Source organism: Izhakiella capsodis (genome assembly GCF_900115045.1).
Lineage (GTDB): Bacteria > Pseudomonadota > Gammaproteobacteria > Enterobacterales > Enterobacteriaceae > Izhakiella > Izhakiella capsodis.
The window spans coordinates 198,468-223,435 of sequence record NZ_FOVC01000004.1 but is presented as its reverse complement, the minus strand read 5'-3'; the positions used below and the strand labels follow the sequence as shown (position 1 = coordinate 223,435).

At 50.3% G+C, this 24,968-nt stretch carries 23 protein-coding genes, 2 tRNA genes and 1 pseudogene; 20 read left to right on the top strand and 6 right to left on the bottom strand.

The window, feature by feature from the left end; all coding sequences use genetic code 11:
• Nucleotides 1-50 precede the first annotated feature (50 nt).
• The 14 genes from glmM (at nt 51) to BM191_RS08390 (ending at nt 14,595) form a co-directional block, all read left to right on the top strand.
• Nucleotides 51-1,385: a phosphoglucosamine mutase gene (glmM, locus tag BM191_RS08450; RefSeq protein ID WP_092877270.1), complete on the top strand. Its 1,335-nt coding sequence runs from the start codon at nt 51-53 to the stop codon at nt 1,383-1,385.
• A 231-nt stretch (nt 1,386-1,616) separates the two neighbouring features.
• Nucleotides 1,617-1,955 carry a preprotein translocase subunit SecG gene (gene secG, locus BM191_RS08445; protein ID WP_092877085.1) on the top strand — a complete coding sequence of 113 codons (339 nt, stop codon included), beginning with the start codon at nt 1,617-1,619 and terminating at the stop codon, nt 1,953-1,955.
• 49 nt (nt 1,956-2,004) lie between these two features.
• Nucleotides 2,005-2,091, top strand: a tRNA-Leu gene (locus BM191_RS08440).
• 59 nt (nt 2,092-2,150) lie between these two features.
• Nucleotides 2,151-2,227, top strand: a tRNA-Met gene (locus tag BM191_RS08435).
• Nucleotides 2,228-2,438: 211 nt separating this feature from the next.
• Nucleotides 2,439-2,891: a ribosome maturation factor RimP gene (rimP, locus tag BM191_RS08430; RefSeq protein ID WP_143088808.1), complete on the top strand. Its 453-nt coding sequence runs from the start codon at nt 2,439-2,441 to the stop codon at nt 2,889-2,891.
• 23 nt (nt 2,892-2,914) lie between these two features.
• Nucleotides 2,915-4,402, top strand: a complete 1,488-nt coding sequence (nusA, locus tag BM191_RS08425) for a transcription termination factor NusA (protein WP_092877081.1) — start codon at nt 2,915-2,917, stop codon at nt 4,400-4,402.
• A 24-nt stretch (nt 4,403-4,426) separates the two neighbouring features.
• A complete protein-coding gene (gene infB, locus BM191_RS08420; protein WP_092877079.1) occupies nt 4,427-7,105 on the top strand; it encodes a translation initiation factor IF-2 in 2,679 nt (892 codons plus the stop codon).
• 66 nt (nt 7,106-7,171) lie between these two features.
• Nucleotides 7,172-7,579, top strand: coding sequence for a 30S ribosome-binding factor RbfA (gene rbfA, locus BM191_RS08415; protein ID WP_092877077.1), 408 nt, complete (start codon nt 7,172-7,174; stop codon nt 7,577-7,579).
• On the top strand, nt 7,579-8,526 hold the full coding sequence (gene truB / locus BM191_RS08410) for a tRNA pseudouridine(55) synthase TruB (RefSeq protein WP_092877075.1): 948 nt from the start codon (nt 7,579-7,581) through the stop codon (nt 8,524-8,526). Before rbfA ends, truB begins: the two co-directional genes overlap by 1 nt.
• Before the next feature lie 180 nt (nt 8,527-8,706).
• The gene (rpsO, locus tag BM191_RS08405) at nt 8,707-8,976 is read left to right on the top strand and encodes a 30S ribosomal protein S15 (RefSeq protein WP_092877073.1); all 270 of its coding nucleotides are present in this window, start codon (nt 8,707-8,709) and stop codon (nt 8,974-8,976) included.
• Nucleotides 8,977-9,271: 295 nt separating this feature from the next.
• Nucleotides 9,272-11,389: a polyribonucleotide nucleotidyltransferase gene (gene pnp / locus BM191_RS08400; protein ID WP_092877071.1), complete on the top strand. Its 2,118-nt coding sequence runs from the start codon at nt 9,272-9,274 to the stop codon at nt 11,387-11,389.
• A 315-nt stretch (nt 11,390-11,704) separates the two neighbouring features.
• Nucleotides 11,705-12,589: a lipoprotein NlpI gene (nlpI, locus tag BM191_RS08395; RefSeq protein ID WP_092877069.1), complete on the top strand. Its 885-nt coding sequence runs from the start codon at nt 11,705-11,707 to the stop codon at nt 12,587-12,589.
• A 103-nt stretch (nt 12,590-12,692) separates the two neighbouring features.
• The gene (yrbN, locus tag BM191_RS17525) at nt 12,693-12,773 is read left to right on the top strand and encodes a protein YrbN (protein WP_143088810.1); all 81 of its coding nucleotides are present in this window, start codon (nt 12,693-12,695) and stop codon (nt 12,771-12,773) included.
• On the top strand, nt 12,766-14,595 hold the full coding sequence (locus BM191_RS08390) for a DEAD/DEAH family ATP-dependent RNA helicase (RefSeq protein WP_143088807.1): 1,830 nt from the start codon (nt 12,766-12,768) through the stop codon (nt 14,593-14,595). Before yrbN ends, BM191_RS08390 begins: the two co-directional genes overlap by 8 nt.
• 61 nt (nt 14,596-14,656) lie before the next feature.
• Here BM191_RS08390 and BM191_RS08385 read toward each other — a convergent pair.
• Together BM191_RS08385 and BM191_RS08380 are read right to left on the bottom strand one after the other, a co-directional pair.
• A pseudogene (locus BM191_RS08385) lies at nt 14,657-15,825 on the bottom strand (IS4 family transposase).
• A 116-nt stretch (nt 15,826-15,941) separates the two neighbouring features.
• Nucleotides 15,942-16,952 carry a luciferase-like monooxygenase gene (locus tag BM191_RS08380; protein WP_092877065.1) on the bottom strand — a complete coding sequence of 337 codons (1,011 nt, stop codon included), beginning with the start codon at nt 16,950-16,952 and terminating at the stop codon, nt 15,942-15,944.
• A 229-nt stretch (nt 16,953-17,181) separates the two neighbouring features.
• Here BM191_RS08380 and BM191_RS08375 point away from each other — a divergent pair, with 229 nt between their 5' ends.
• From BM191_RS08375 to BM191_RS08365, 3 genes are read left to right on the top strand one after another with little or no spacing between them, the layout of a single operon-like run.
• A complete protein-coding gene (locus BM191_RS08375; RefSeq protein ID WP_092877063.1) occupies nt 17,182-18,153 on the top strand; it encodes an HlyD family secretion protein in 972 nt (323 codons plus the stop codon).
• Nucleotides 18,135-19,289, top strand: coding sequence for an ABC transporter permease (locus BM191_RS08370; RefSeq protein WP_092877061.1), 1,155 nt, complete (start codon nt 18,135-18,137; stop codon nt 19,287-19,289). Before BM191_RS08375 ends, BM191_RS08370 begins: the two co-directional genes overlap by 19 nt.
• Complete coding sequence (locus BM191_RS08365; RefSeq protein WP_177203316.1) at nt 19,286-20,407, top strand: ABC transporter permease; 1,122 nt, start codon at nt 19,286-19,288, stop codon at nt 20,405-20,407. The genes BM191_RS08370 and BM191_RS08365 overlap by 4 nt, the downstream gene beginning before the upstream one ends.
• Here BM191_RS08365 and BM191_RS08360 read toward each other — a convergent pair.
• A complete protein-coding gene (locus BM191_RS08360; RefSeq protein ID WP_092877057.1) occupies nt 20,404-21,285 on the bottom strand; it encodes a U32 family peptidase in 882 nt (293 codons plus the stop codon). The two genes, BM191_RS08365 and BM191_RS08360, sit on opposite strands and share 4 nt — an antisense overlap.
• An 8-nt stretch (nt 21,286-21,293) precedes the next feature.
• The gene (gene ubiU / locus BM191_RS08355; protein WP_092877055.1) at nt 21,294-22,289 is read right to left on the bottom strand and encodes a ubiquinone anaerobic biosynthesis protein UbiU; all 996 of its coding nucleotides are present in this window, start codon (nt 22,287-22,289) and stop codon (nt 21,294-21,296) included.
• 204 nt (nt 22,290-22,493) lie between these two features.
• Here ubiU and ubiT point away from each other — a divergent pair, with 204 nt between their 5' ends.
• Both ubiT and BM191_RS08345 read left to right on the top strand, forming a co-directional pair.
• A complete protein-coding gene (gene ubiT / locus BM191_RS08350) occupies nt 22,494-23,018 on the top strand; it encodes a ubiquinone anaerobic biosynthesis accessory factor UbiT (RefSeq protein ID WP_092877268.1) in 525 nt (174 codons plus the stop codon).
• The gene (locus BM191_RS08345) at nt 23,012-23,515 is read left to right on the top strand and encodes a GNAT family N-acetyltransferase (RefSeq protein ID WP_092877053.1); all 504 of its coding nucleotides are present in this window, start codon (nt 23,012-23,014) and stop codon (nt 23,513-23,515) included. The genes ubiT and BM191_RS08345 overlap by 7 nt, the downstream gene beginning before the upstream one ends.
• Here BM191_RS08345 and BM191_RS08340 read toward each other — a convergent pair.
• Nucleotides 23,502-23,861, bottom strand: a complete 360-nt coding sequence (locus BM191_RS08340) for a GIY-YIG nuclease family protein (RefSeq protein WP_092877051.1) — start codon at nt 23,859-23,861, stop codon at nt 23,502-23,504. The two genes, BM191_RS08345 and BM191_RS08340, sit on opposite strands and share 14 nt — an antisense overlap.
• A gap of 56 nt (nt 23,862-23,917) precedes the next feature.
• Between BM191_RS08340 and BM191_RS08335 the strand changes: the two genes are divergently transcribed.
• The gene (locus tag BM191_RS08335) at nt 23,918-24,349 is read left to right on the top strand and encodes a YhbP family protein (protein ID WP_092877049.1); all 432 of its coding nucleotides are present in this window, start codon (nt 23,918-23,920) and stop codon (nt 24,347-24,349) included.
• A gap of 21 nt (nt 24,350-24,370) precedes the next feature.
• Here the strand turns inward: BM191_RS08335 and BM191_RS08330 are convergent, their stop codons facing one another.
• Entirely contained in the window at nt 24,371-24,892 is a 522-nt protein-coding gene (locus BM191_RS08330; protein ID WP_092877047.1) for a type 1 glutamine amidotransferase domain-containing protein, read from the bottom strand.
• Nucleotides 24,893-24,968: the final 76 nt, after the last annotated feature.

The following is a 24,968-nucleotide window of genomic DNA, read 5'->3' as shown; positions in this document are numbered from 1 at the left end:
ATGACGGGGTAACGGGTGAAACTCCGATACTAAGAAAGATGAAAGGTCTTATGAATAACCGAAAATATTTTGGAACAGATGGCGTTCGCGGAAAAGTTGGCGAATTTCCTATCACTCCTGATTTCGTACTCAAGCTTGGTTGGGCTGCGGGTAAAGTGCTTGCAGGGCAAGGCTCTCGTAAGGTGATCATTGGTAAAGATACACGTATTTCCGGCTATATGCTGGAGTCTGCGCTTGAAGCTGGTCTGGCAGCAGCAGGTCTTTCCGCAGCCTTTACCGGACCAATGCCGACGCCGGCGGTTGCCTATCTCACACGAACTTTTCGCGCCGAGGCAGGGATTGTTATTTCTGCATCACATAATCCTTACGATGATAACGGCATCAAATTCTTTTCAACTGATGGTACTAAGTTGCCGGACGAAATAGAAAAAGCGATTGAAAACGAAATGGAAAAGCCGCTTACCTGCGTAGGGTCGGCGGATTTGGGGCGGGCGAGCCGCATTGTGGATGCTGCCGGTCGCTATATTGAATTCTGTAAAGGGACTTTCCCCAGTGAATTGAGTCTTAATGGTCTGAAAATTGTGGTGGACTGCGCTAACGGCGCTACTTATCACATTGCGCCCAATGTGCTGCGTGAACTTGGTGCAGAGGTGGTCTCAATTGGTGTACAGCCGGACGGAATGAATATCAATAAAGAGTGTGGCGCTACAGATACCCGCCAGCTACAAGAGCGGGTGTTGACGGAAAAAGCTGATCTGGGTTTGGCTTTTGATGGTGATGGCGATCGAGTGATGATGGTGGATCATCAGGGCTTAAAAGTAGATGGCGATCAGATTCTGTATATTATCGCGCGTGAAGGTTTGCGGCAGGGGCAGCTGCGTGGTGGTGTTGTTGGTACGCTGATGAGCAATATGGGACTGGAGTTAGCGTTAAAACAACTGGGAATTCCGTTCGCCAGGGCTAAAGTTGGCGACCGCTATGTACTTGAACTGCTGAAAGAAAAGGACTGGCGTCTTGGCGCAGAGAATTCCGGACACGTCATTTTGCTAGATAAAACCACCACCGGAGATGGCATTGTCGCGGGTTTGCAGGTACTAACCGCAATGGTTCGTAATAATATGAGCCTGCACGATTTGTGTGCGGGTATGACCCTACTGCCGCAAGTTCTGGTAAACGTTCGTTTTAGCGGTACGCATGACCCATTGAAAGATGAAAACGTTTTGGCTGTGACCCACCAGGTGGAAAAAACGCTGAATGGAAAAGGTCGGGTGCTGCTTCGTAAATCTGGCACTGAGCCGCTGATTCGGGTAATGGTTGAGGGTGAGAATAAAACGCTGGTTAATGAGCTGGCACACCAAATAGCCGAAGCAGTGAAGGCGGTCTGAAAGCAGAGACAGGCCAACGAAATGGTTGTATTTTCCAGTTATCCGGCGAACTTCTAACTGTCGGGTTGCCGTTTTTTTCTGCAAATAACCGTTTCAGCGTAAATTGCGCTTGCCTGGATAGGCGGCATTAGTTAGTATTCTCACCCGCTTCAGTGGGTGAAAGTAATATCATCCCTGTAAAGTTTTGAAGCTATTTCAGATGCGGTTAATGCCGCCAGTATAAGGTTGATTATGTACGACGCTCTGTTAGTTGTTTTCCTTCTTGTAGCTGTTGGCCTCGTAGGTCTTATCATGCTGCAGCAAGGTAAAGGCGCTGATATGGGTGCCTCTTTTGGGGCGGGTGCCTCTGCAACGCTGTTTGGTTCTTCCGGTTCAGGTAATTTTATGACCCGTACCACAGCAGTGCTGGCAACCTTGTTTTTCATTATCAGCTTGCTTCTGGGCAATCTGAACACCAACTATACGCAGAAAGGGAGTGAGTGGGAAAATCTGACTGCTCCAACCCAGAGTCAGCAGGTCTCGCAAGAACAGCCTGCCAAACCAGCTCCTGGGAACGATATCCCTAAATAAGTTGGCTGAGGTTTTTTCTGTAAATGTAGTTAAAAATTTGCAAATGAGTGCCGAGGTGGTGGAATTGGTAGACACGCTACCTTGAGGTGGTAGTGCCCGATTGGGCTTACGGGTTCAAGTCCCGTCCTCGGTACCAACTCTTAGTTTTACTTGCATTTTATACAAGTTAGGTGTAGTGTTTGCCACGTTTTCGGACGCGGGGTGGAGCAGCTTGGTAGCTCGTCGGGCTCATAACCCGAAGGTCGTCGGTTCAAATCCGGCCCCCGCAACCACTTTCCCATAGAATTTTTTTTCAAAAATACCGTAGGCATTTATGAACGCATACGAGTGATATTAAAAAAAAATTTTCTGGATAGTGTGCCGTGTCGCATATTGCGACATACAGGGTCCAGTCGCATAAAGCCCCGATTTATCGGGGTTTTTTGTTATCAGGCAATTGCATTACTGGGCTGAAAGCCCTTTTTTTATGTCCTGGAGGTGGCCTTGTCCACATTAGAGCAAAAATTGACAGAGCTGATTTCCGCTCCCGTTGAAGCGCTTGGCTATGAATTAGTTGGTATTGAATTCTTGCGCGGGCGCACATCAACGCTGCGTATCTATATTGATAGTAACGAGGGTATTACTGTCGATGATTGCGCCGATGTCAGCCATCAGGTCAGTGCGATTCTTGATGTTGAAGATCCAATCAGTGTCGCTTACAACCTCGAAGTTTCTTCGCCCGGGCTCGACCGCCCGATGTTCACAGCTGAACATTATGTTCGCTTTAAGGGCGAGGAAGTCAGTCTCGTATTACGGATGGCTGTACAAAACCGCCGCAAATGGCAGGGTATAATTAAGTCTGTCGACGGTGAGATGATTATTGTAGCCGTTGAGGGTAACGATGAAGTGTTCGCACTGAGCAATATTCAGAAGGCGAATCTGATCCCCCACTTTTAAAGTCAGAATTGAGGCTAACCAGGATGAATAAAGAAATCTTAGCTGTCGTTGAAGCCGTATCCAACGAGAAAGCTCTGCCCCGTGAGAAGATCTTCGAGGCTCTGGAGAGCGCTCTGGCAACAGCGACCAAGAAAAAGTATCAACAAGAAATAGACGTACGTGTCAGCATTGATCGTAAAAGTGGTGACTTTGATACCTATCGCCGCTGGCTGATCGTTGAGGAAGTGACCCAGCCGACGCGTGAAATCACGCTGGAAGCCGCACAGTTTGAGGATGAAAACCTCAACCTTGGCGATTATGTCGAGGATCAGATTGAATCTGTAACCTTTGATCGTATCACCACGCAGACTGCCAAACAGGTCATCGTGCAGAAAGTGCGTGAGGCTGAACGCGCTATGGTCGTAGACCAGTTCCGTGAGCAGGAAGGTGATATCATCACTGGCGTGGTGAAGAAAGTAAATCGTGACAATATCACTCTGGATTTAGGTAATAACGCTGAAGCTGTCATCATTCGTGAAGATATGCTGCCGCGAGAGAACTTCCGTCCTGGCGACCGTATTCGGGGTATTCTTTACGCTGTACGTCCGGAAGCGCGTGGTGCTCAACTGTTTGTCAGTCGTTCACGCCCGGAGATGCTGATTGAACTTTTCCGCATCGAAGTGCCTGAAATCGGCGAGGAAGTCATTGAAATTAAGGCGGCTGCACGCGATCCAGGTTCACGTGCCAAGATTGCAGTGAAAACGAATGATAAACGGATTGATCCAGTTGGTGCCTGCGTAGGCATGCGTGGTGCACGCGTTCAGGCGGTGTCCAGTGAGCTTGGTGGTGAGCGTATCGACATCGTACTTTGGGATGACAACCCGGCGCAGTTCGTTATCAATGCGATGGCGCCAGCGGATGTCGCTTCTATCGTGGTGGATGAAGATAATCACACCATGGATATTGCCGTAGAGGCCGGAAATCTGGCTCAGGCAATTGGTCGTAATGGCCAGAACGTCCGTTTAGCATCGCAACTGAGTGGTTGGGAACTGAACGTGATGACCGTCGACGATCTTCAGGCTAAACATCAGGCTGAAGCGCACGCGGCAATTGATGCTTTCACCAGACACCTCGACATTGATGAAGATTTCGCTACGGCGCTTGTCGACGAAGGTTTTTCCTCACTGGAGGAACTGGCTTATGTGCCCATCAATGAATTGTTGGAAATCGATGGTCTGGACGAAGATACCGTAGAAGCCTTGCGTGAACGTGCGAAAAGTGCGTTGACTAACCTCGCGCTGGCACAGGAAGAAAGCCTGGGCGATAACAAACCTGCGGAAGATCTGCTGAACCTCGAAGGATTGGATCGTACTCTGGCATTCACTCTGGCAGCAAAAGGCGTTTGTACGCTGGAAGATCTTGCCGAACAGGGAGTCGACGATCTGACAGATATTGAAGGGCTTGACGATGAGAAAGCCGGCGCACTAATTATGGCTGCACGCAATATTTGCTGGTTCGGTGACGACGCGTAATAAACTGTAGCAGGAAGGAACAGCATGAAAGATGTAACCGTAAAATCCCTGGCTGCAGAGATTCAGACCCCGGTAGAACGCCTGGTACAGCAGTTTGCTGAAGCGGGGATCCGCAAGTCTGAAAATGACTCTGTAAGCCAACAAGAAAAAGAGACCTTATTGACTCATCTTAGCCGTGATCACAGCAACGGTAGTAAACTAACGTTGCAACGCAAAACGCGCAGCACCTTGAATATTCCCGGGTCAGGGGGTAAAAGTAAGTCGGTACAAATTGAAGTGCGTAAAAAGCGTACTTATGTCAAGGGCGATGCAGCTGATGCTGAGCAGGCAGAAGCTGAAGCTCAGGCACAGCGTGAAGCAGAAGAACAGGCTAAACGTGAGGCGGAAGAGCAAGCCAGACGCGAAGCAGATGAGAAAGCGAAGCGTGACGCTGAAGAGCAAGCCAGGCGTGAGGCTGCAGTAAAAGCCAAACGTGAGGCAGCGGAAAAAAGTAAAGTGAGCAATCAACCTATCGACGAAGCAACCCGAATGAACCAAGCCGAAAAGGCGCGTCTGGAAGCCGAAACGGCTGAGCTGCAGCGAAAAGCGGAAGAAGAAGCTCGTCGCAAACTAGAAGAAAACGCCAAAAAGGCTGTTGAGGAAGCTCGTCGTCTGGCCGAAGAAAAAGCCGGTGAGTGGGAAAAAGCTGAAGTTGAGGAGGAGACGGATTATCACGTTACTACCTCGCAGCATGCCCGGCAGGCCGAAGATGAGAACGACCGTGAGGTTGAAGGTGGCCGTTCGCACGGTCGTAGTGCAAAACCAGCTCGTGCCAAAAAAGGCAACAAACACGCGGAAGCGAAAACCGATCGTGAAGAAGCCCGAGCCGCTATTCGCGGCGGCAAAGGCGGTAAGCATCGTAAAGGCAGCACCTTGCAACAGGGCTTTAATAAACCTGCACAGGCTGTAAACCGTGACGTTATCATCGGTGAAACTATTACTGTTGCTGAACTGGCAAATAAAATGGCGGTAAAAGGCTCCCAGGTCATCAAAGCAATGATGAAAATGGGGGCAATGGCGACTATTAATCAGGTCATCGATCAGGAAACAGCACAGCTGGTTGCTGAAGAGATGGGGCATAAAGTGATCCTGCGCCGTGAAAATGAGCTGGAAGAGGCGGTGATGAGCGACCGTGACACCGGCGCTGCGATGGAATCCCGTGCACCGGTGGTTACGATTATGGGTCACGTTGACCACGGTAAAACCTCACTGCTTGACTATATTCGCTCCACTAAGGTGGCATCTGGTGAGGCCGGTGGTATTACACAGCATATTGGTGCCTATCACGTCGAAACCGAAAATGGGATGATCACGTTCCTCGATACCCCCGGTCATGCTGCTTTTACCGCGATGCGAGCTCGTGGTGCACAGGCGACGGATATCGTTGTGTTAGTGGTTGCCGCAGATGATGGCGTGATGCCGCAAACTATCGAGGCAATTCAGCATGCGAAAGCGGCCGGCGTGCCTGTTGTGGTTGCCGTCAACAAAATCGATAAACCTGAAGCCGATCCAGACCGCGTTAAAAATGAGCTGACACAGTATGGCATCGTTCCTGAAGAGTGGGGCGGCGAAAATATGTTTGTCAACGTATCAGCCAAAGCAGGGACAGGAATTGATGATCTGCTGCAGGTCATTCTGCTGCAGGCCGAAGTTCTGGAGCTGACCGCCATTCGCAGTGGTATGGCCAGCGGGGTGGTCATTGAGTCTTTCCTCGATAAGGGTCGTGGTCCGGTTGCCACCGTACTGGTCCGTGAAGGCACGCTTAATAAAGGCGACATCGTGCTGTGTGGTTTTGAGTACGGTCGTGTGCGTGCAATGCGTGATGAACTGGGGCGTGAAGTTACGCAGGCAGGCCCCTCCATTCCGGTCGAAATTCTCGGTATGTCAGGTGTGCCTGCTGCTGGTGATGAAGCAACGGTTGTGCGTGATGAGAAGAAAGCGCGCGAAGTTGCTCTGTATCGTCAGGGCAAGTTCCGCGACGTTAAGCTGGCGCGTCAGCAGAAATCTAAACTGGAGAACATGTTTGCTAACATGTCTGAAGGTGAAGTCTCTGAGCTCAATATCGTCCTAAAAGCGGACGTTCAGGGTTCTGTCGAGGCGATTGCTGACTCGCTGATTAAACTTTCAACTGACGAAGTGAAAGTGAAAATCGTTGGTTCCGGTGTCGGTGGTATCACTGAAACCGATGCAACGCTTGCGGCAGCTTCCAACGCGATTATACTTGGTTTTAACGTGCGTGCCGATGCGTCAGCGCGGCGGGTAATTGAAGCAGAAAGTCTGGATCTGCGTTACTACTCAGTCATCTATCATCTCATCGATGAAGTTAAAGCGGCTATGAGCGGAATGCTGGCGCCTGAGTATAAACAGCAGATCATTGGCCTGGCTGAAGTTCGCGATGTATTTAAGTCGCCAAAATTCGGCGCTATTGCTGGCTGTATGGTAACCGAGGGCTTGGTTAAGCGTCATAATCCAATCCGTGTACTGCGTGAAAACGTTGTTATTTATGAAGGCGAGCTGGAGTCCCTGCGTCGCTTTAAAGATGACGTAAATGAAGTGCGTAACGGTATGGAGTGTGGTATCGGCGTGAAAAACTATAATGACGTTCGCGCAGGTGACATGATAGAAGTGTTTGAAATAATTGAAATTAAGCGCATGATTGAATAATCACGCTGAGCATGACAACAATACTTTTGGGAGGCCGCTCGGCCTCCTAATTATTTGGAGGTAATTATGGCGAAAGAATTTGGTCGCCCGCAGCGCGTAGCACAGGAGCTGCAAAAAGAGATTGCTATCATTCTACAGCGCGAAATCAAAGATCCGCGTTTGGGTATGATGGTAACAGTTTCCGGTGTTGAAGTTTCACGTGACCTGGCTTATGCAAAAGTATTTGTGACCTTTTTGAATGACCAGGATGAAGACGCCATAAAAAATGGCCTGAAAGCGCTGAAAGAAGCTTCGGGCTATATTCGAACGCTGCTGGGCAAAGCAATGCGTTTGCGCATCGTGCCTGAACTGACCTTCTTTTATGATAATTCCCTGATCGAAGGGATGCGTATGTCTAATCTGGTCAGTTCAGTTATTCGCAGTGATGATGCGCGTCGGGTTAATCGCGACGACAACAACTCCAGGGAGGAGTGATGAGCCGTCCTCGCCGCCGTGGGCGTGACGTTCATGGCGTACTGTTGCTGGACAAGCCGCAGGGAATCTCTTCAAACGACGCGCTGCAAAAAGTAAAACGTATCTATAACGCCAATCGAGCGGGGCACACAGGCGCATTAGATCCACTTGCAACCGGTATGCTGCCGATCTGCCTAGGAGAAGCCACTAAATTCTCTCGCTATCTGCTGGATTCGGATAAGCGCTATCGAGTGATTGCTCGTCTTGGTCAGCGTACAGATACTTCAGATGCTGATGGTAAAATAGTTAGTGAGCGCCCGCTAACATTTAGTGATTCTCAGTTGCAAGAGGCATTGAATAGTTTTCGCGGCGACACACTGCAGATGCCTTCGATGTTCTCTGCGCTAAAGTTTCAGGGGCGTAAACTGTATGAATATGCGCGTGAGGGCATTGTGGTTCCGCGTGAAGAGCGGCCAATTACCGTTTATGAACTGGTGTTTATTCGTCATGAGGCTGAAGAGCTGGAGCTGGAAATTCACTGCTCTAAAGGGACTTATATTCGCACGATTATTGACGACCTCGGGGAAAAGCTGGCATGCGGAGCACATGTAACTATGTTACGTCGTCTGCAGGTGGCAAACTATCCTGTTGAAAAGATGATTACGCTTGAGCAATTACATTCAATTCTTAATGAAGCAGATGAAAGTGGGTGCTCACCTTATATCCATCTCGATACGCTTCTGATGTCAATGGATAGCCCGGCGGCCAGCCTGCCCGAGGTTAATATTCAGCCTTCGGTCGCCGTATACTTTAAGCAGGGGCAGCCTGTTAAGGTACCTGGCATACCACCTTGTGGTCTGGTTCGGGTCACTGAAGGCGATGGTGGTAATTTTATCGGCATGGCGGAAATAGATGACTTCGGGCGTGTTGCCCCCCGTCGGTTGGTGGTTGAGGCTTTGACTTCCTGAGTGCTGGCTGAGGTGAGATAGCTTTCGAAGAAACAATAATAAACGCTCATTGGATGCTGAAGGTCATGTCAGTTTCCACGTTTGCTATCGCAAGAAACGCAGAGTAGAATACGGCGGCCCCAAACAAGGTGTGCTGAATTAGAGATCGGCCACCATCATTCACTTATAACGGAGTTTACTATGTCTCTAAGCGTAGAAGCTAAAGCCGAGATCGTTGCTAAATACGGTCGTGGCACCAACGACAGTGGTTCTACCGAGGTTCAGGTTGCCCTGCTGACTGCCCAGATAAATCACCTGCAGGGTCATTTTTCTGAGCATAAAAAAGACCATCACAGCCGCCGTGGGCTGCTGCGCATGGTATCTCAGCGTCGTAAGCTGCTGGACTATCTAAAACGTAAAGACGTTGCACGTTATTCAAGCCTGATTCAGAGCCTGGGTCTGCGTCGCTAAGTCTTAATAACCCGACGTATTCAGCGCAATACATAGTGGCGTTTTCGGATTTATGTCAGTTTTACTAAAAAGGGGCCATCATGGCCCCTTTTTTCGAGTAACCGGCAGCAATTCAAAGCAAACTAATGTATTGTTGCATGGGTGATCTTATGTTGCAGAGATTCGCGCGGCTAATGAGAGACTTTAACTCTTGAAGATTGAAGGCTGTCATTAGTCGCGAGGATGCACCAGAAGATTTTGAAATCCACGGCAGAGCGCGAACGCGTATTTTCTGCCATGAAGTAAGGATAAAATTTTGCTGAACGCAATTGTACGTAAATTTCAGTATGGTCAGCATACCGTCACTCTTGAGACCGGTATGATGGCTCGCCAGGCTACTGCTGCCGTAATGGTCAGCATGGATGACACCGCCGTATTTGTGACAGTCGTTGGTCAGAAAAAAGCTAAGCCAGGACAGGACTTTTTTCCGTTAACAGTTAACTATCAGGAGCGTACCTATGCTGCTGGTCGCATTCCCGGTAGCTTTTTCCGTCGTGAAGGCCGTCCCAGCGAAGGTGAAACGCTGATTGCTCGTTTGATCGATCGTCCTGTTCGCCCGCTATTCCCTGAAGGCTTCGTGAATGAAGTGCAGGTTATCGCCACTGTGGTTTCGGTTAACCCGCAGGTCAATCCTGATATTGTTGCCATGATTGGTGCTTCTGCAGCGCTGTCCCTTTCCGGTATTCCTTTTAATGGTCCGATAGGGTCTGCACGCGTTGGCTATATCAACGATCAGTACGTATTGAACCCGACAGTTGAAGAACTGGCTCACAGCAAACTCGACCTGGTTGTTGCCGGTACCAAGGGCGCAGTGCTTATGGTTGAGTCTGAAGCTGAACTGCTGAGCGAGGAGCAAATGCTCGGTGCTGTAGTTTTCGGCCACGAGCAACAGCAGGTTGTTATCGACAATATTAATTCACTGGTTGCTGAAGTTGGTAAACCCCGCTGGGACTGGCAACCTGAAGTTGTTAATGACGCACTGAATGCTCGTGTTGCCGCCCAAGCTGAATCTCGCCTTAGCGACGCTTATCGCATCACCGACAAGCAGGCCCGCTATGAGCAGATTGGCGCGATTAAATCCGAAGTGATTGCCGCGTTGTTAGCAGAAGACGAGGCCCTGGACGAAAACGAGCTGGGTGAGATTTTGCATGCCATTGAGAAAAACGTAGTTCGTAGTCGCGTATTACGTGGCGAGCCGCGTATTGATGGCCGTGAAAAAGACATGATTCGTGGTCTGGACGTACGTACCGGCGTATTACCACGTACTCATGGCTCTGCGCTGTTTACTCGAGGTGAGACTCAGGCGCTGGTTACGGCCACGCTGGGAACCGCTCGTGATGCACAAAATCTTGATGAGTTGATGGGCGAGCGCACTGATAGCTTCCTGTTTCATTATAATTTTCCTCCATACTCAGTTGGTGAAACGGGTATGGTCGGCTCACCAAAACGCCGTGAAATCGGTCACGGTCGCCTGGCAAAACGCGGCGTGCTGGCGGTAATGCCTAAGCAGGAAGCTTTCCCTTATACTGTTCGCGTGGTGTCTGAAATCACTGAATCTAACGGATCTTCTTCAATGGCTTCTGTCTGCGGCGCTTCGCTGGCATTGATGGATGCAGGCGTACCGATTAAATCGGCCGTAGCCGGTATCGCTATGGGTCTGGTGAAAGAAGGTGACAATTTCGTTGTTCTGTCCGATATCCTCGGTGATGAAGATCATCTCGGCGATATGGATTTCAAAGTAGCGGGTAGCCGTGAAGGTATCAGTGCGCTGCAGATGGATATCAAAATTGAAGGTATCACCCGTGAAATCATGCAGGTTGCCCTTAATCAGGCAAAGGGTGCTCGTCTGCATATCCTCGGTGTGATGGAGCAGGCGATTAGCACACATCGTGGTGATATCTCTGAGTTCGCACCGCGTATTCACACGATCCGCATCAATCCGGACAAAATTAAAGACGTGATTGGTAAAGGCGGTTCGGTGATCCGTGCTTTGACAGAAGAAACTGGCACCACCATTGAAATCGAAGATGACGGCACGGTTAAAATCGCTGCTACCGATGGTGATAAAGCTAAACATGCTATCCGTCGTATTGAAGAGATTACCGCAGAGATCGAAGTGGGCCGGATTTACAACGGTAAAGTTACACGCATCGTTGATTTTGGTGCTTTTGTCGCTATTGGTGGTGGTAAAGAGGGTCTGGTTCACATTTCGCAAATCGCAGATAAGCGCGTTGAAAAAGTGGGTGACTATTTGCAATTGGGCCTGGAAGTCCCGGTTAAGGTGCTTGAAGTTGATCGTCAGGGGCGCATTCGTTTGAGCATAAAAGAGGCCAGCGAAGCGTCAACGGCAGAGTCGACACCCGAGACAGAGTAATATAATAACTCAGCTGCTTATGTGCTTTCCGTTTGTTGGAGTAACAGCAGCTGATAACCCCAGAAATTTTATTGGTAATGTTAGACAAAGCCAGATGCGCATTCCGGGGTATATTGCTCTTCATAACCTATGTACATGATGGTTACCTGAGGGCTGAGATTGTTAATGAAAGTCTTTTTTTAGGCAGTCTAAAAATGCCAGCACAATGGTAACTAAAATGGACAAAGTGACGTTTAATTGCGAGGTCGGGACACCTTGTGCAAGGCAGGCGGATAACTTGAAATTTATCCCATTGTTTGTATTCAGGAGTGGGAAATGAAGCCTTTTTTGCGCTTGTGTGTTGTTGCGGCGGCGTTAACGCTGGTAGGCTGCAGCAACGCAAATTGGCGTAAAAATGCAGTGCTGGCGGTTCCTTTACAACCGACGCTGCAACAGGAAGTCATTTTGGCTCGCATGGAACAAATTCTTGCCAGTCACGCATTGAGCGATGATGAACGCGCGCAGCTGTTATATGAGCGCGGAGTGTTGTATGATAGTCTCGGTCTGGAGGCTTTAGCGCGTAATGATTTTTCACAAGCGTTATCCATCAGACCTGATATGCCTCAAGTATTTAATTACTTAGGCATATATTTAACGCAGGCCGGCAACTTTGATGCTGCCTACGAAGCGTTTGATTCTGTACTTGAGCTTGATCCAACTTATAACTACGCGCGTTTAAACCGAGGCATCGCGCTTTACTATGGCGGTCGGTATAAATTGTCGCAGGATGATCTGCTGGCGTTTTATCAAGACGATCCCAATGATCCTTATCGCAGCTTGTGGCTCTATCTCACGGAGCGTGAGATAAATGCTAAACAGGCCAAAATAGCGCTAAAGCAGCGTTACGACAAAGCGGTCAGAGATCAATGGGGATGGAACATTGTCGAGTTCTACCTGGGCGACATTAGCGAAGAAACGCTAATGAAACGCCTCAAGGCGGACGCAACGGATAACACCTCGCTCGCTGAGCATCTCAGTGAAACCTACTTCTATTTAGGTAAGTATTACCTAAGTCTGGGGGATAAGGATAACGCGGAAGCGTTATTCAAGCTGTCGGTTGCCAACAACGTGAATAATTTTGTTGAGCACCGGTATGCATTGTTGGAACTGGCGCTTCTCGGCCAGACACAAGACTACTTATCAGAATCTGACCAGCAATAGCTGACGAACTACCATTGCCTGACATTTTGAAAGTCATCATTCATATGGATGAGGGCTTTGTTGTTCGTCCAAACTACTAATTTGAGCCGGTTCACACTTTTCGATGAAAATGACTGAAGATTTTCATGACAAGTTATGTAGACTGGCCGCCGCAATACAAGAGGCACGTGTACTACATGACTGATATTGAAACCAATTTTTCCGACCTTGGCCTGAACGAATCGATCCTGTCAGCACTTAACGATATGGGCTATGTTAAGCCTTCGCCAATCCAGGCAGCTTGCATACCGCACCTACTCGAAGGCCGCGACGTACTGGGTATGGCCCAAACCGGAAGCGGAAAAACGGCGGCGTTTTCTCTGCCGTTACTTAATAATATTGATCCAGAGCTGAAAGCACCGCAAATCCTGGTGCTAGCACCAACCCGCGAGCTGGCGGTGCAGGTAGCTGAAGCTGCAACTGAGTTTTCTAAATATATGCGCGGCGTAAACGTATTGGCCCTTTATGGTGGCCAGCGCTACGACGTGCAGCTGCGTGCGCTGCGTCAGGGACCTCAAATCGTTGTTGGTACGCCTGGCCGTTTGCTTGACCATTTGAAGCGCGGCACGTTAAATCTGTCTAGCCTGCGTGGTCTGGTACTTGATGAAGCCGATGAAATGCTACGTATGGGCTTTATAGAGGACGTGGAAACCATTATGGCGCAAATCCCGGATAGTCATCAGACCGCGCTGTTTTCTGCCACTATGCCGGAAGCCATCCGTCGTATTACTCGCCGGTTTATGAATGAGCCTCAGGAAGTGCGCATTCAGTCCAGCGTAACGACTCGTCCTGATATCAGTCAGAGTTACTGGACCGTGTGGGGCCGTAAAACTGATGGTCTGGTTCGTTTCCTCGAAGCTGAGGATTTTGACGCAGCTATTATTTTTGTGCGCACGAAAAACGCAACGCTGGAGGTGGCAGAAGCGCTGGAGCGCAATGGCTATAACAGTGCTGCACTCAACGGCGACATGAATCAGGCTCTGCGCGAGCAGACGCTGGAGCGTCTTAAGGATGGTCGACTGGATATCCTGATAGCCACTGACGTTGCTGCTCGCGGTCTGGACGTTGAGCGTATCAGCCTGGTGGTTAACTACGATATTCCTATGGACTCTGAATCCTACGTTCACCGTATCGGTCGCACTGGCCGTGCAGGTCGTGCGGGTCGCGCATTGTTGTTCGTTGAGAACCGTGAACGTCGTTTGCTACGCAACATTGAGCGCACCATGAAGCTGACTATCCCGGAAGTCGAACTGCCAAATGCCGACCTGCTGGGTGAACGCCGTCAGACTAAATTTGCTGAAAAAGTGCAGCAGCAGCTGGAAAGCAGCGATTTAGATCAATATCGTGCGCTGCTGAGTAAAATTGCGCCTCAAAGTGAGCTGGATATGGAAACCCTGGCCGCTGCGCTGCTGAAAATGGCGCAAGGTGAACGTCCGTTAATTCTTCCACCTGATGCCCCTCGCCCCGCTCGCCGTGAATTCCGTGAGCGTGATGACCGTCGTAGTGGGCGTGATGGCGATCGTCCTCGGCGTGAACGTCGTGATGTTGGCGATATGGAGCTGTATCGCATTGATGTGGGTCGTGACGATGGTGTTGAGGTTCGCCATATTGTCGGCGCAATTGCCAACGAAGGAGATATTAGCAGCCGCTATATTGGTAACATCAAGTTGTTTGCCTCTCACTCAACAATCGAGCTGCCGAAAGGCATGCCTGGCGAGGTGCTGCAACACTTCACTCGCACACGTATCCTGAATAAGCCGATGAATATGCAGCTTATCGGAGCCGCTCAGCCAGGAAATAGTGAACGTCGTGGTGGACGTGGTTTTGGCGGAGCTGACCGCCATGAAGGTGGACGACGTTTTAGCGATCGTCGTGAAGGGGGTCGTGGTGATTTCGGCGGTGAACGTCGTGAAGGCGGCCGTGGCCGTCGTGATGGCAGTGCGCCGTCGCGTCGTCGTGATGCCTGATAGCGTCAGCCTATGATAAAAAAAGCCCGCATTTGCGCTGAGGGATCCCCATAAATCAGCGCTAATAAACCAGCATCCTGCTTCGGTGGGTTCTGGTGAGGTGGTTAAGAACAGCATCCCGTGCCGTTTGTTTTAAAATTAGCGGAGAGTGTGGCAGAACATTCTCCGCTAACGTCAGATACGATACTTCTCCTCGTATTTTCAGACTGCTGACCTGATAACTCAGATGCAACCCTTTATTTTCAGCAAGATAATCCGGTAGCCATAGTACTGCCGTTGCCGCAAGCAGGCTCAGTACCCGCAGGCGTCCTGCCCTATATCCATGGCTGGCCCAAAGGCCAGAACCTAAACGCGCACTTAGTTCGTCGCGGAAATTCTGCTCAATCTGCATTCTGCGCCGTAAAGCTTCATCACTTCCCGCAGCTTAAATTCATCCATGCTGCTGAAAATAAGCCTGGGTTCTTTGGCAGCTGAACAGCCATCATGCTCCTCAGATTTACGCGCTGTACGACAGTGGGAACGTGGGTGCTTTCTGCCTCTGGATGCATTTCAATTAAGATAAAAATAACCTTCTCAGCGGACATATTCTGCTCGGGAAAGTGTGCCTGCCCCGGGATACTCAGGTTTGCCGCTGGCCGGTAATATTGTCGTCTGACCCACTGCTCCCCCGATTTTTAACCGGGTCAGAGGCCAGTAACGCCTCATCCCGGTGATTTTACAGGGCGTAACCCGGCATTCTGACAATTCGCATCAGTGACAATAATGACCTTTTTACCAAGTGCCGATGGCACGGGAAACAGAATCTAGTAGAGCGGTATGTATCCGGCCATTCTGCTGTTGTTCAGATGAAACAACCTGACTCATGAGCGAAATGGCGCGACCGTCGCAAATCAGGCGGGTGTGTAAAACATGAAACGGTTGGGTGGGCCAGCCACGCCAGTCAACGGCAATGACGCACCAGGTAAGACGCTGAGTCAGCATTACTGTAATATTTTTGAATATGAGAGGGATATCATTATGAAGCGCGGTGTTAGCCAGGAGACGATCGACCCGCTTTATCTTGTTTTTCACCTGAGCGGTGCCCGGCATGTAACGAACGATAATGCTCAGAGTGAGCGAAACTTAACGAGTCAGAGCAGGAGTGGCATCAATGAGCGCATTATGGTGATACTGTTGAAACGGCGCTAAAGCGTTGCGGAAAAACGTCTGACATACTGAACGAGCGGGCATAAAAACGATCTGCTTAATTGTTAGCACCATCAGTCAATCACATTTTTCGATGCCCGTCCTTTTTTACCCGCCCATTGCATCAGTGCACCGGCGGGCTTTTTTGTGCTACAGAATATTTACTGCAGCTCATCATAGGCTGCTTTTGCCAGTGCGTAAGAGTGCAGGCGCGCCTGCGTATCGAAAATCAAACCATTAGCCATGATCTCATCAGCCTGAGTTTCATGCAGCAACGATGCAAACCCCTGCTGCACCCTGCGTCGATCACCAACAATAGACATGCTCAGAGCCTGCTGGACGCCGAACTGTTCCGAGGGTGACCAGATATTGTCGATATTTTCCACGGGGGGCGGGAGCTGTCCAGGATCACCACGACGCAAATGAACAAATTGCTGCTGCATAGAGGTAAACAAGAAGCGAGCATCCCGTTCGCTGTCGGCGGCAACCACATTAATGCATATCATTGTATAGGGTTTCTCCAACCTTTCTGATGGCTGGAAGTTTTTGCGGTAAAGATCGAGGGCCTGGAACAGCATTTCTGGCGCGAAGTGCGAAGCAAACGCGAACGGCAGGCCTAGCCGCGCTGCCAGCTGCGCGCTATACAAACTGGAACCAAGCAGCCAGACAGGTATCTTTAGCCCTAGTCCAGGAACGGGTTGTACGGCCAGCTTTTCCTCCTGCTGATGATCAAACCAGCTTATGAGCTGCTGTACATCTTGCGGAAAAGTATCATCATGGCTGGACATGTGACGTCGTAAAGCCATCAAGGTGCGCTGGTCAGAACCAGGTGCGCGTCCTAGCCCAAGATCTATGCGGCCAGGATAGAGCGAGGCCAAAGTACCGAACTGCTCGGCAATGACCAGTGGCGAATGATTCGGCAGCATGACGCCCCCGGACCCAAGATGCAAAGTAGTGGTATTTGCTGCCAGATAACCGATAAGCACGGAGGTTGCTGCGCTGGCAATGCCGGTCATATTGTGATGCTCTGCTAACCAGTAGCGATGAAAGCCGAGCTTCTCTGCCTGCTGTGCCAGGGCCAGGGATGAATGAAAAGCATCATGTGGTGTTGCTCCCTGCGGAATAGGTGCCAAATCCAGCACGGATAAAGGAACCTGTATTCTCTTAGTCATAACCCAATTAACTCCCTGCTGCGCTTAAATCTTCGATAAGTATTCATTAACTTTGTAATGGATGTTAACCATTTATGGTCATTGTTAGCCGTGTAATAGTGGTTTTAAATCAAACTAATCAATCTGCATAACGTTATAATTCCCACCCTCTATTTACTGTTTATTGGATCATTACCGTGACGTCATATGGATATCTCCGCTTCCTGCCCGGATATGGAGGCGTGTCATAATGAAAAAGACTACCTTTCTCACTCTGCTGTTTATGATGGTTGTCGTGGCGTTGGCGGTGCTGTTCAGGGCGCACAGTGACAAGCTGTTGCTACAGGGGGAGGTTGATGCCCCGGAAGTCATCGTTACCTCAAAGGCTAAAGGAAGAGTGGTTGAGCGTTATGTTCATCGCGGTGATGACGTTAAGGCCGGGCAGCTTTTGATGCGCCTGAGGGCACCGGAACTTATCGCCCAGCTACGCGCCGCGCAGGCAACCCGGGACCAGGCTGCTGCTCAGCTTAAAATGTCGCTTGATGGCACTCGAAAAGAGAGTCTGCAAAATCTACGTGCTCAGTGGCTGCAGGCACAGGCAAAATATAAGGATGCTGATGCGATCTGGAAGCGCGATAATGCCGTGGCGGCTAAAGGCTATGTCTCTGCCCAGGCGTTGGAAACAGCTCGTCAGAATCGCGAAAGTGCCTGGCAAGCAATGCGTGCCGCAGAAGCTAACCTCGATGAGGGGATAAATGGCGATCGTATCGAACAGCGAGAAAGTTACGCTGCAGCGCTGAAGGTGGCCGAAGAGCAGCTTCGCGAAGTGGAAGCGGTTACTGAGGAACTCAATGTTCGTGCCCCTGTTGCTGGCGAAGTCGGTCCTATTCCGGCTGAAGATGGTGAGCTTCTCAACGCATCCAGCCCGCTTTTGACGCTGGTTCGTTTGTCCCACGCCTATTTTGTTTTTGATCTGCGCGAAGACATTCTGGCCCACGTGCGCAAGGGGGATAAGGTTAAGCTGCGGGTTCCAGCGCTTGGGAATAAAGAAATTGAGGCTGAGGTTCGTTATATTGCGCCGTTAGGTGATTACGCGACCAAACGTGCGACGCGTGCCACCGGCGATTTCGATCTGAAAACGTTTGAGGTCAGGCTTTATCCAGCCAAACCAGTCGAAGGCTTGCGTCAGGGAATGAGCGCATTATGGTCATGGAAGTCCTGAAGACTCACTGGCACAGTTTTAGCCGCGCTTTTGGGCATGAGGTCCGTACCGCATGGCGTAAGCCTGTAGTCCATTGGCTCTGCTGGTGTTTTCCTTTATTACTGTTTGCACTTATTAGTAGTGCCTTTTCGGAAGGCACCTTGTTACATCTGCCGGTTGCGGCGGTTGATAACGATCATAGCAGCCTGTCGCGCACCTTGATCCGCGATCTTAACGCCGGCTCGCATGCCCGTATCATCCGCTTTGACGGTGATTTGCCCGGCGCGCGTGCGCAGCTTGAAAGTGCTGGTGTGTATGCCCTGTTATGGATTCCCCGTAACTTTGAAGCTGATACGTTGGCGGGACGTCAGCCGCGGGTAACGATGTATTACAATGCGTTGATGTTTGGACCGGGATTTTATTCCACTCAGGACTTTGCGGGTTTAGTCAGTTCGCTCAACAGCCAGTACAGCTCTATACTGGCCAACGCCGCCGGAAAGGCGCTACCGGTGATGCCTAAAGTCACGTTGATGTATGACAGCTTATTTAATGCCAGCGGCAGCTATATCTATTATCAACAGTTTTCAGCTACGATTCACCTGACTCAACTCTTTGCGGTGGTCTGTATGATTTACGTACTGGCCCGTAGCCGTCCATTGGTAAAGCAGCGTTATTTCTTCGCGTCGCTGATTGGCAAATTACTGCCTTACACCCTGTGTTTCACGACGCTTCTGATGGTGCAGCTCGCGCTACTGGTTGGCATTTTTGATGCCAGGGTGGTCGGCAATCCACTTTATATGCTGTTTGTGGCTTTTTTCTATGTGATTGCCGCTCAGAGCCTCGGCTTGCTGCTATATTCATTTACCTCAAGCATCCTTTTTGCCTATATGTTCACCAGTATGCTGGTCGGCGTAGCGATGTCTTTTTCCGGAACCGCAATGCCGCAGCTTTCAATGCCTTTGCCAGCGCGTTTAATTGCCGATCTGGAGCCACTCACACATGCTCTGGCCGCGATGTTCGATATCTTCTTACGGGATGTTCCCGTTGCTCCGATAATCAATACCTGCCTGTTGCTGTTGATATATCCACTGCTGGCTACTTTATTGTTACGCAAGCGCCTTAAATGGCGTCTGGCACAGAAAGAGGTGATATCGTGAAGCAATGGTGGCAGGCATTCAGTACAACGCTAAAAGGCTTACTTGAGCGCCCGATGTGGCTTATGCTCTTGGTTTCCCTGTGTCTGATGAGTTTGATATATGCTAAAGGCAGCGTCTGGAACCTGCCGGTAGGGGTGATCGACCAGGACCATTCGACCGTCAGCTACCGCATTATTCGCGATCTTAATGCGACGTCGAAAATGAAGACGGTCAGCTATAGTAATCTGCGTGACGCATTATATGACCTGGGGCGCCGTAAGCTGTTTGCGGTGATTATAATGCCGCAAGATTTAGAGAAAAAAATGCTCGCGGGTATTGAGGTGACTATTCCGGTATATGGTGATGCGACGAATCGTCTGGCGAGCGGTCAGATCCAAATGGATGTCTCAGCTGCTTATCAGGAAATGCTGCAGAAATATCAGCAGACGTTAGCACAAGAGCAGGGTTTTTCGCCACGCGAGGCGCAGGTTCTTATCACGCCTTTTATCGGCCAGACTGAAGATGTGTTTAATCCTGGTATTGGTTTTGCGGCGATAATTTTTCCCGGGCTGCTGGTCATGATTTTACAGCAGACCCTGCTGATCGCCAGCATTCGCGTTAATATAACGCTACGCGCCAAGGGAAATGTGTCGGTGGCGGAGACTCTCGGCACCCTTAGCGCGTTGATCCCACCCTGGTTGTTTTTATCCATACTACTCTACATTCTCTGGCCGTGGGTGTTGGGTTACCGACAAACCGGCAGCGTGGCGGAAGTTTTACTACTGACATTTCCGTTTTTGTTGGCAGTGCTGGGTTTTGGTAAATTCATCACAGAATGTCTTGGAAGGATTGAGCATATCTATCTGACGCTGACGTTTATTAGTACGCCGGTTTACTATCTATCCGGCATGCTCTGGCCGTTACAGTCGATGCCTGCGTGGGTCGACTTTTTTAGTCATCTTTTCCCTTCAACCTGGCAGGTTAATATTCTCGCAAGTGTTAATCAGATGGGCAGGCCCTGGCAGCAAACGCTTCCCGACGTTGGGATGCTACTGCTGCTGGGTGCGGGGTGGACATGCTTTGGTCTGGCCCTGCGCTGGCTGCGGTCACATCGCCAGCGCAGGCAACTACCGGGCTAAGCGCTGATCTGCGTCAGCCCTGCCAGCTGGCGCCAGTAGCCATCACAGCACTGTTGGCCGGTGAAGTTGAAGGGGTGCGCTCCCTGCTCATTAGCGCGAAACTGATCAACCAGCGTTGATGTTTCCGCGCTTTCTGGGGAAATACGCACGATATCGACCAGTCCCTGCATGTCATGCAGATGATTACCGAGGTGGTAGCAATAGCCGCTCATCGTCTGAATACCATTCAGCACGAAAACCCGCTGATTTTCCTGACTGTAAACCTGACGTCCTTGAGGGTAATTAATACAGCAGGTTTCGCATTCATCCTTACTGCGATTTTCCGAGCGAGCGGTGAAGCAGCGTGCGGAGAGCGCCAGCGGTAGATGGCCGTAACCAAATACTTCTACTTCGAACAGCCGGTTGAGCTTGAGGTTATCAAACTGCTCCAGCAGCTGGATCAGCCAGTCACGGGAAAGTTCTACTGGCATGCACCATCTGATCATCCCCTGGCGCTGCAAAAGATGAAGTGTCTGGGCGTTATAGATGTTAAGCGCATGCCCAGCAACAAAGGGCAGCTTGCGTTCAGCAGCCATATTTACCGTGCCAAAATCGTTGGCCTCAATCACAAAATCGCCGTTCTCTACAAAACGCTTGAGTTCGACGAGTTCAGAAGGCGACTGCAATAATGCCAGAGTACTTAGCACAACCTGTTTACCGCTGGTGCTCAGATCACGAGCCAGTGCCATCCAGTCGGCAAATTTGCTATCACGGCGTTTGCTGCAAACGGTCTCACCGAGGTAGATAATATCGGCGTCACTCTGGCTGACAGCCTCATAAAACGCTTTCAGAGTCTTTTGTGGCCAATACCAGAGTACCGGGCCTAGGGCATATTTCATCTTTTCTCCTACTGCCATTGGCGGTGATAGGCACCCAAAGTGGTCTGCGTACCTTCTGCCAGTTCGCCAAGTCCCTCCATCCAGGCAGGGTTGATGCGGAAGCTCTCTGGCGCTGCTTTACAGTGATCGATGGCCTGGCGCCAGATGCGTGCGACCTGCGCCACGTAAGCCGGGCTGCGCTGGCGTCCCTCGATTTTTACCGAGACGACACCTGCCGCCATTAATTCGGGTAGCAGTTCCAGAGTATTAAGGCTGGTAGGTTCCTCCAGCGTGTGATAACAATTTCCGTCCACGCGATAACGCCCTTTACACAGGGTAGGGTAGCCTGCATTTTCCTTAGGGGCGTAGCGGTCAACCAACACTTCATTAAGTCTCGATTCCAGGCCATCCGGCGTTTGTTGCCAACGGACGTAACGCGCCGGCGAGCAGGCACCAGCGGTATTAGGTGACTCACCGGTCAGCCATGATGAGAGATAGCAACGCCCTTCCGCCATGATGCACAGACTACCGAAGGCAAAAACTTCCAGCGGAACCGACGTACTGCGCGCCAGCTGGCGGACCTGATGCATAGAAAGTACCCGGGGGAGCACTACACGGTCGATGGCGAAATTGCGCTGGTAGAAAGTAATAGCTTCACTATTGGTTGCCGAAGCCTGAACGGAGAGGTGCAACTCCATTTCCGGATAGCGTGTAGAGGCGTACTCCAGGGTAGCGATATCCGCGAGTATCAATGCATCTGCGCCGCTCTGAGCCGCAACGTCAACCGCGTGCTGCCAGCGACAAAAATTATCCGGATGAGCAAAAGTATTAATTGCGACGTGCAGTTTACGCCGCCGTTGGTGAGTATAGTTGGCTGCCTCACAAAGCCGTTTTTCAGTAAAATTCAGACCGGCAAAATGGCGGGCGTTAGTATCATCTTTTAGGCCGATATAAACCGCATCCGCGCCATTATCAATGGCCGCTTTCAGGGCAGGCAAGTTCCCGGCCGGGCACAGCAGTTCCATTCTCGGTATCCTTAGTTTTTAGCAATGTGCAGAAGTTTAAATATCCCTTTGCACCAGAGTCTTGATTTGAGGCAGTGAAATGCATTGATTGCCGGCAATTAAGAAAAAAAAACAGGCAATCGTCCTCTTTGTTGATCCAGCCAACTGACCTGCAACCATGCTGTGGCAAAATAAAGCAGAATTCGATAAATGGGAGTGTTGAGTGTGTTAAACCGCTTACGCGCCGAATGCGTGCGCAAAGGGCCAAACTTCATGCGTTATCCGCTGAGTTTTACGCCTTTCGCTGTAAAAAAACATGTGCTGCAACAAGTGCTATGCTGGCAGTTCAGCCATGCTTTGGCTGAGGGGGAGCTAGACTTTTTGGAAGGGCGCTGGTTAGGTATTGATATCACTGACCTGGGATTATGCTGGCGAATGACGGTGAGAGAGGGGCGTATTGAGCTCGCTGACGGAACCCATGCTGACGCCTGGTTCCGTGGTCAGGCGAACGATTTACTGTTAATTGCCGCACGCAGACAGGACCCCGATACGCTATTCTTCCAGCGCAGGCTTATCATTGAAGGTGACACCGAACTCGGGCTGGAGGTAAAAAATCTTATGGATGCAATTGAACTTGAAACGCTACCGGCTCCGCTACGTATAGGCTTGTTAAAACTGGCCTCATTTGTCGAAGCCGGACTTAACGAGGACGCGAATTCGTCGCTGGATTGCGCGGGTAAGCTATGTTGATTCGAACTGAGATTGGGGTCGATGCGGCCAGTATTGACAGCCTGTTACGACGCTGTTTTATCGACTCCGCAGAGGCAGAGTTGGTGCAACAACTGCGTGAAAATGGCCTGTTAACCCTGGGCATGGTGGCAACAGATGACGATGGTCAGGTTTTAGGCTATGCCGCCTTCAGTCCGGTTATGTTGAATAATGAAGACAAAGGTTGGGTTGCTCTGGCACCGCTGGCCGTGGATGAGAGTGCGCGCGGCGACAGCTTAGGTAAAAAACTGATTTATGAAGGCCTGGATGCGCTCAACGAATTTGGTTATAGCGCTATTTTTGTACTGGGCGACCCGGCTTACTATGGCCGCTATGGCTTTGCTCCAGCCGCGCGTCATCAGTTAAGTTGCCGGTGGCCGGGAAGCGAAGCCACATTTCAGGTTTATCCGTTGGCTGAACATGCATTTGACGGCTTGCAGGGGCAAATTGAATTCTCAGCGCCTTTTAGTCGCTTCTGATCCGAATCAGCCAGTCGTTAAGGCAAGGCGGACGCTCTGAAATCAGACGCAGTTTTTGCAGTCTTGTCAGCTGTTTAACGTGATATTCAAGGTGGGAGGCGCTGGAACGATCGCCAGCAGCGAATTGAAACATGAGTTCCAGTGGCCCTTTACCTCGCAGAGATTTTGCCCCTTTTCCGTTCTGATGCATGCTCATACGGCGGGCCACGTCAGTGGTAATACCTGTATAAAGTACGCCGTAGGCAGTGCGTAAAATATAAAGTTGCCATTCAGGTACCGTCAGTGAGGAGCCAGTGCCTGGCGGTTCATGCGGACGCTGCTGCTGTAACAAGGGTACTAAGGCCATAACTTATCCGGATGCCAAAGTGGCAACGCTTATTTTTGATTCAGGAATGATTCAGTATGGATAATAGCATCCCGGCAGCTATATGCCGTTATCTGAAAAAACAGCATGTTTTATCGCTGTGCGCCGGAGTGCCGCCGTGGTGTGCTAACTGTTTTTATCTGTTTAATGAAGAGCGTCAGGTTTTCTGGTTGATCAGTGAAGCTGAAACACGCCACAGCGTGCTGATGCTGGCGCAACCGCAGGTGGCAGGCACCATCAGTGCTCAGACGCGTAACATCATGCTGATTAAGGGTGTGCAATATCAGGGCGTAATTCGACAGCTGAGTGACGAACAAGAAATCGCTGCGCGAAATGCTTACGTTCGACGCTTTCCCGTTGCAATGAAGACGAAGGCGCCGATGTGGGAGATCGTAATAAACGAACTTAAAATGACGGACAACACGCAGGGGTTTGGCAGTAAACATCACTGGCTGAGAAAAGGTGAATAAATGTGCGTTGCCCGTCCCGGCTCAGGATACTGCTTTAAGAAGGCGCAGCGCCTCCCGATTAAAAGCAGGTAAATCATCAGGCGTCCTGCTGGTGACCAGATTTTCATTATCGACAACCACCTCCTTGTCGTGAAAATCGGCGCCGGCATTTTTCAGATCAATGGCGATTGCCTTAACTGCCGTCATTTTTCTGCTACGAACAACCCCGGCGCTGATGAGCAGCTGCGGGCCATGGCAAATGGCAAAAACGGGCTTGCCACTAACAACGAAATCATGTGTAAACTTCACAAAACGGTCATCCCCGCGGAGATTATCCGGCGAATGACCGCCCGGCAGTAATAATGCAATAAACTCCGCCGTGCTGACCTCGTCGATCGCCTTGTCAATGACTAGCGCATGCCCTTTTTTACCCTTGATAGTTTTACCTGCCTGATCATCAATGGTGACCACTTCGAAGCCCGCCGCGCGGTAGGCTTCTGCGGGTGAGGTGAATTCAGTGTCTTCAAATTCGTCGGTAATCAGTACCGCAATTCTGTTACGCATATTTTTTCCTTAAAGAGGGGCTATAAAACGTTAAGCCTGGTCGGTGCTGTCCGTAATGCAACCAGGATTATTCCGC